This window comes from Neobacillus soli NBRC 102451, assembly GCF_001591665.1.
Classification (GTDB): domain Bacteria; phylum Bacillota; class Bacilli; order Bacillales; family Cytobacillaceae; genus Neobacillus; species Neobacillus soli.
On the sequence record NZ_BCVI01000106.1, the window covers coordinates 1 to 7131 of the forward strand.

Consider the following 7131-nt stretch of genomic DNA (forward strand, 5'->3'; position numbering starts at 1 on the left):
CCCAGTTACTTGAATAAGAAAAAGGCTTTACCCTTACTTGAAGTAAAGCACCCGTTAGCTTAAGTACATTCTTTCACAAACTGAGTTTTGTGGTTTTGAATTAAAAGTATAAATAGTGCCTTTTGTGAATTTGATAAATCATTTGTTTGATACGGGTATTTTCTGATTCTCAATTGTAATAAATGCTACATTTTTGAGGTCAATAACTTTCCTATTTGCTCTTGGTCCAGTTGAAAATACTACCCTATTATTGTTTGCCATGTAAGCATATAAATTTAAAGTTGAACCATCTTTATAAGTCACAAATGTATTGTTTCTCCAGCTATCCCAGTCTTCCCATGAATCTCGATTAATGCTTTCGGTGGAAGATAAAGTGTGGAAATTTATTTCTAGTCCTAGTGGGTCCAAACTTACTTTATCAAATTTTACATGAGCTCCATTGTGTAAAGAGAAGTTATTATTAGCAACTATCTCAAGATTTTTTACTTGTGCAGGAACTTTAAACTTGACCGACCAATTTCCATTGTATTTTTTTCCATTGTCAGTAGTGATAGAGTGAATTGAGAAGGTCATTGTTTGATTTTGCTCTCCAATTATATTCGCCAAATAAGTAATTGTTTTAGTGGCAGGATCATAGTCAAGATTATCCCATCCATAATTTGCGTGCAGTTTTGTCGTTTTACTTAATCGGTCTTCTGTTTTATCTGTTAACGTGAAGAATACCATTACATGATCAGAGGGATTGTGAATAACCGATACTAATCTCAGTTGAATTCCATCATGTTCAACTTCGCTATTCAAAACAGTACCATATTGACTAATATATGACGTTCCCCCTTCACCAAAAATCCCATGATAAATGGTAGTCAATTTATCTGAATTTGCATAACCTAACCCTGCGGAAAATAGTAAACTAGCTGCCATTGCCCCAACAATTAGTGGTTTCTTTTTAGTATGTTTCTTTTTTATCCCAGATGTTTTCTCTATAAAACGATTCATAATATTTTTATCGTTTCCCTCTGAATATGAAGGAGCATATTTAAGTAGTTCATCGATTTGGGTTTCATTCAAATCTGAAATCAATCGGTTTGTTTTCAAAACGTACCTCCCTGTTCGGCGAGCATCCTTTTTAGTTTTAATTTCCCACGGTAAAGCCTATTTTCAACTTCCTTTACATTGATGGAAATTTTTTTTGCGATTGCAGTGGGTTTTTCTGCAAGAAAATAGCGACGTATCATAATTTCTTTATCAGGTTCATCAAATGATTTAATGGCTATATAAAGTTGTTCAGATGTTTCTTTGTTTAAAACATAGTCTAGCAAATCATCATTGGAGACATGATTGGTATCGTTCAGTTCAACCGTTTTCATTTTTGTCAATTGTCGGTATTTATCTAAGGCTTTATTTCTTGCAATGGTAGCTAAGAAAGTTTTCAAAGTTCCTTTTTTCGGATTAAATGATTTTGGTCTCTCCCATAGCTTGATATAAACATCACAGATACATTCTTCAATATCCTGTGGTGTACCAACCTCATTCAAAATCCCACCAATGATAACCCATAAAAGTTTATTATATTTGCTCATGATTAATGAATAATCGTCTATCTCATGAGCTTTTAACCCTTTTAATAAAATCTCATCATCCAAGTTAGCATCCCCCCACCTGTATTCTATTAATAAACGGTTACATCATATAATACGAATAAACTCAAAAAAACACTTAAAAATATTGTCGATGGACATAAAATATTTTATCAAAAAAGTCCGTAAGTGGAACAAGAAAAAAAGACCGCTGCGGCGATCCTTCTCTTTAACTCTTGCCCCCGTTAGCACAATAAAGAATTTTAAGATTGGCTAATCAATTTTTCGATATATTCATCCAATAAATTTTCAATATCTGAATATTCAACTGTTAAATCTAAATGTTTAAAAAAGATAAGTTCAACAGATTGAATGTCCAAGATTTCCATATCAATAAAGCCTGATTTCCAAACAGTTACTCTTCCACCCCTTGTACTAGTTAGATGGTCTACAAAAATACTTGGATTTGGATTACAAGATTGAATCGATTTTGATATTAAGTCAGTTTGAATCCCCATTTTTTGCAGCTTTTCCTTGTGGTCATTAAACCACCTATAAAATAGTTCATCCATTGTTATATCACCCCTAAAACCCATTACTACTGTATATTCCACTTGATAAATTAATTCTCCTTCTCCCGCTAACCTGCCTTTTAGCTTAAGTACATTTCTTCACAATCTGTCCAACTTCATTAAGAAGAGCACATTTCATATCACCAGAAACGCGCCCAATTCTTGAACATTATTTTCAAAATATAAGCTGGTATTGATAAACAAAAAAAGTTATTTTAGACGGTTATCAGTTAATATGTTCATTTTTTCTAATATTGTGATCTATAACAAAAAATGTAATAAGAGTAACAATAAAAAAGATTGTATTTAGCTTATTGGAAATTAACCCATACTGTGTTAGTAATAGGGAGGATAATACAATTAAAGTTCCAATCACTTTTAAAATCAAATACTTTCCTTTATAATACTTTGACATATATATTCTCCTCCTTAAGGACGTTAGACGATTTTTATTAAATGAAATACATTTACTGTATTAATTCAATAAAACAGGCACTTATTCCTTTTTTGCCCGATTATTGAAGATCATTGCTGCTAAAGATGGCTTACACTTATTGAAGAAAAGCACCCGTTACTTTAAGTAAATTCTTTCACAAGCTGGTGCGAGGGGTAAAAATTTGGAGATTATGTTTACTTGTAATAAAAAGGGACCTTCAAAGTGACGATCCCTTTGTTTAAAAAAAGACTCCGTCCTATTTATTCGAATTGCTAAGATCGAAACGTCCTACTTCTTCTTCCTCGATATAAATAACTAATGTTGCTTCCATAGCGTTTTTAACTAACTTATCTAATTGCTCTTTAGGTGGAGCAATCCTTAATTCTGGATTTTCTTCTGATGCACCTAAATCAAAATCAAGAGAATATTTTCCTTCTTGATTAGGATCAAGAACAGGAGTACCAGTTTTTCCAAATCCTAAACGTGCTTCATTTCTACCTTCTTCATTATAAATATTAATCCCCACTATCTCTTTGATAACTGAAGTTAATTTTTCATTAGGTTCAATAGCTAATTTTATCCCGTCGTCAAATTCATAAGTTTCACCATTGGGTTTCTCAGCTCCACCAAGGGTTTTCTTACCAGTATTCTTTATTATAAAGTCATAACTTAGTGAGATGGGTTTTATAAATTCACCTTGTTTCTCACCCGAAGTGATACCTATTTCCCCAGTATCATCCATAATGTCAACTGTTGAGCTAACGAGTTCTAAAGATGGTTTACTTGAACATCCAGCTAATAGTAATAAAATTATAGAGATACCAATAAAAAATCTCATAAACTCCCCCCTTATTTATATTTTACTTTATTTTGGTTAAAATTTACACTTATTCTTCAACTAACCTGCCAGTTACTTCAATTAGAAAAAGGTTTGCCTGTTATTCCAACATAGCCCATTCGCTGAACAAAGTGCCATTTACTACTCAATATGTTCGTATTAATCTTTATCTTTTGTCTATAACTTTAATAAATAAAAGTGCAACCAGTTATGGTCGCACTTTATGATGAAAGCGAAGTATTTTTAATTCTTTCTCCGATTTTCCTGATTCTGGACAAAGTGAAAGTAAGTCTGCGTTTACCACATAAGAAAATGTATCTTCTGTTTTCAATTTTTTCTTATCATTAATAATCAATTCATTATGTTGTAAAGAGATTTTTATAAGATGGGTGTATATTCTGTCGTTTTCACTTGCAGCAACGACCTGGCTAATCCAAACACGAATTCCTTCTGGTTTAAGTTCTCCCCATTCTATTGAGTCTGCATGATATTTGTTGTGATAATAATCCACTAAGCTGTGTCGCATCCATACCTGCATTGTGTCATATATAAACATCTTTGCAGCTTGGTCCTTCACTTCTACTTCTTTTCCTACTGGCATAATTTGAGGTTCTTCTGTCTTCATGATATTAGAAGCAGATGCATTTCCAACAATAAAGAAAAATACAACAACTAATATTAACATTACTTTCTTCATAGCATTCACCCCAGTTTTTTTAGATTAGGGTTGCCTAAATGTTATTTTTTATTGCATTCGCAATAGTTAAATGTCCACTAGGGCGTTCTTTCTTCTTCAACTAAACTGCTTACGTTACTTGAAGAAGGAAAAAGCGATCCTGATTGAAGAATCGCACCCGTTAGTTGAATATCATTCATACATACTTGAAGCATAAAGTATGTCAGCAATAGTCTTCCAAGATGGTTGTTTTGGCATTGGCTGATTTTGATTTAAATATACTCCATCCATATCTGTAATCCACGCTTCCATTGCTTCTAAATAATTTTCAAGTGTAATATTCCCCCATTCATCGCTATTAGTTTTTAAATCCATTCTTAAATGGAAAATGAATTTGATTAAGTCTTCTCGACTTTTAACAGATTCTAACCTTTCATATAATTCCATCTATAAACCACCTTTTTTATAATTAATTTCAACAAAACGATGGGATTTCCTTCTTCAATCTGCCGCGTTACTTGAATAAGAAAAAGACTTTACTCCTTATTGAAGTAAAGCTACCCGTTAACCATCCATGAAGCGCAAAAATCAGCGCTTCACCACAGAGAATGAAAATTGGTCTATATGTCGATAATGTTTTAATGACTGGCGAAGAAGGTCTTTGAACTATGGTGCCTTTGAGCCCATCCGTTAGTCTGACTCCAACGACCACGGTGTACCACCGACTGTCGCACCCTTTAGGGGTAGCACTCATGGGAGATTAATCCTTTTTCTGGTTGTTGCGCCAGCTTTAACTGATTTCATTTTAAGTAGAAAGGTTTCACAAGTCGTTTTACCAGCCAATCTTATATACGATCCTTCAAGAGGCTCAGCCTTTTTTTAAAAACTGGTTTTTCTGGGTCTATTTTTTCATGCCCTTTTTCAGTTTTTATTTTCATGGGAGTTGAAGAAGAATCTTACTTTTCTTGTGTTTTCTTGTCTAATAAATTTGAAAAAGCTAATTCTATTTGATTATTATCAAAATTATACTTTTTAGCTACTTCAATTACTACTTTATGTAACTTTCTAATAAAGACAAGTTCTTGTTCTATCCTATCTAACTTTGAGAATTCTCCCCAAATTAATGACGTTTCAACTTGTAAAATCTTGTCCCTAAGACTCAGTAGTTTGACATAATTATCATCATTAATATCAGTATCAAAAAATACTTGTATGGTGCTAATCTTATTAGAAGGTTGAACATATTGCTGTATGTAACTATTTAGTTGGTCTTCCAACGGATATAATAATCTAAAACATTTAGAAACCTGTCTTATGCCTGTTTGGGGTATTGAACTTAACTGCATAGCACCACCTCTTTTATATTAATATTTACATCATAACTGATATTTTCTTCTTTCACTAACCTGCTTCGTTACTTGAAGAAGAAATGGGCAATATCGTTGTTCCAGTAAAGCACCCTTAGTGGAATAAGAAAAAATCTTCTAAAGGATGGTACCATTAATTATCACGATTTTTCAGAAAGTGTTTTCTAATTAATACTACCCCAGAAATAAAGATAGCCCCAAGAGCGATATGGGACATAAACAATAAAGTCAGTAACGAAATATTCTTTGGATTAATGTTTATGTTTGTATGGTCAATGAAATAATTTGTGGAAAACTTACTAACCATAAGCATTGCAAAAGCCACGATAGCACCAAAAAAACCACCAATTAAACCCCTGTATTTTAATTTCAATCGTATCTCCCCTTATGTAATAATTAAAATCGATTTCTATTTTTTACTAAATTTTAACATATCAACTTTCCTTTACGGTTTAATTTTGTTGTGAATTCTTATTGAACTAAACTGCCCTTTAGTCCAACAAGAAAAAAATGACCGCCGCAGCGATCACATCATCCAAAACAAAAGCACCCGTTAGCCATCCATGCAGCAGAGCTGCACCACAGAGAATGAAAATGGGGTTCGGGGTCAATAATGTTTAATGGCTGGCGAAGAAGGTCGTTGAACTATGGTGCCTTTGAGCCCATCCGTTAGTCTGACTCCGACGACCACGGTGTACCACCGACTGTCGCGCCCTTTATGGGTAGCACTCATGGGAGATTAATCCTTTTTTGGTCGTCGCGCTAGCCTCTACTTAATTTGCTATGATTGGAGGTTTTTGTTTAACGGATTACCAAACTCAATCAGATCACTCATAAGGCTCAGCCTTTTTTTAAAAAGCGTTTTTACTGAGTCTATTTTGTTCTAGTTTTTTCTGGATTTTGAGCTTTTTTAATTTTCATGGGAGTTGAAGAACTAATTTTCGTTTGAATTCTATTAAAGCGAATACTTATAGAACTTTTTATCAACCTGTAACACTGGAAAATTCTCAGGCAAATCATCAAGACCTATACTTATAAATCCATTTTTTTCATAAAATCTATGAGCCGCTAAAAATTGCGGAGTAGTTCCAAGAAATACTGCTTTAATTGAACGTTCTTTTGCCCATTTAATTGCAGTATCTAATAAAAGACTTGCAGTTTTATATGTTGCTCCTCGATACTCTTTATTTACAAACATCTTCCTTAATGCAACTTGATTATTCCCTATATCTAAAAGACTGATTGTACCAACTACATTTTTATCAAAAAGAGCAACCCAAAAGTTACCATTACCCGTCTGATAATACTCTTCTATGTTAAACAAATCGGGCTGGTCATCCTTTGTTATCGATATATTGTATTCCTGTTGTTGAATTTGAAGAATTAAATCTACAACTTGAGCTTGATTCTCATAAGAGTATTCTTTCACAATCGGACTGTTGTTCATAAATTACACCGCCAAAATATTATTTTTACTAACTGTTTTCATTGTACTACAATAAACCTCTTTGAATTTCGTTGTTTCACTAACCTGCCCTTTAGTTCAACAAGAAAAAATGACCGCCGCAGCGATCATCATTTATAACTATTGCACCCGTTTGTTTAAGAAGGATGTTTAAAAAAGTGAATAATATTCTGCAAAATATAAAAATCCAATCTTCC

The 7131-nt window shown here is 33.1% G+C and carries 9 protein-coding genes; all 9 read right to left on the reverse strand.

Going from position 1 to position 7131, the window contains the following annotated elements:
• Positions 1-138: 138 nt before the first annotated feature.
• Positions 139-1098 carry a DUF4179 domain-containing protein gene (locus tag BSO02S_RS25700; protein ID WP_066074826.1) on the reverse strand — a complete coding sequence of 320 codons (960 nt, stop codon included), beginning with the start codon at positions 1096-1098 and terminating at the stop codon, positions 139-141.
• Positions 1095-1646 (reverse strand): sigma-70 family RNA polymerase sigma factor, encoded by a 552-nt coding sequence (locus tag BSO02S_RS25705; RefSeq protein ID WP_066074828.1) that lies wholly within the window; start codon positions 1644-1646, stop codon positions 1095-1097. The genes BSO02S_RS25700 and BSO02S_RS25705 overlap by 4 nt, the downstream gene beginning before the upstream one ends.
• A gap of 197 nt (positions 1647-1843) precedes the next feature.
• On the reverse strand, positions 1844-2152 hold the full coding sequence (locus BSO02S_RS25710; RefSeq protein ID WP_066074831.1) for an immunity protein TriTu family protein: 309 nt from the start codon (positions 2150-2152) through the stop codon (positions 1844-1846).
• 692 nt (positions 2153-2844) lie between these two features.
• Positions 2845-3426, reverse strand: coding sequence for a hypothetical protein (locus tag BSO02S_RS25720; protein WP_096190850.1), 582 nt, complete (start codon positions 3424-3426; stop codon positions 2845-2847).
• Between the two features lie 208 nt (positions 3427-3634).
• The gene (locus BSO02S_RS25725) at positions 3635-4123 is read right to left on the reverse strand and encodes a hypothetical protein (RefSeq protein WP_066074836.1); all 489 of its coding nucleotides are present in this window, start codon (positions 4121-4123) and stop codon (positions 3635-3637) included.
• A 171-nt stretch (positions 4124-4294) separates the two neighbouring features.
• Positions 4295-4549, reverse strand: coding sequence for a DUF7660 family protein (locus tag BSO02S_RS25730; RefSeq protein ID WP_066074839.1), 255 nt, complete (start codon positions 4547-4549; stop codon positions 4295-4297).
• Positions 4550-5058: 509 nt separating this feature from the next.
• On the reverse strand, positions 5059-5448 hold the full coding sequence (locus BSO02S_RS25735) for a hypothetical protein (protein WP_066074841.1): 390 nt from the start codon (positions 5446-5448) through the stop codon (positions 5059-5061).
• Positions 5449-5602: 154 nt separating this feature from the next.
• Positions 5603-5842, reverse strand: coding sequence for a hypothetical protein (locus BSO02S_RS25740; RefSeq protein ID WP_066074843.1), 240 nt, complete (start codon positions 5840-5842; stop codon positions 5603-5605).
• A gap of 582 nt (positions 5843-6424) precedes the next feature.
• A complete protein-coding gene (locus BSO02S_RS25745) occupies positions 6425-6916 on the reverse strand; it encodes a GNAT family N-acetyltransferase (RefSeq protein WP_066074845.1) in 492 nt (163 codons plus the stop codon).
• Between the last annotated feature and the right edge of the window lie 215 nt (positions 6917-7131).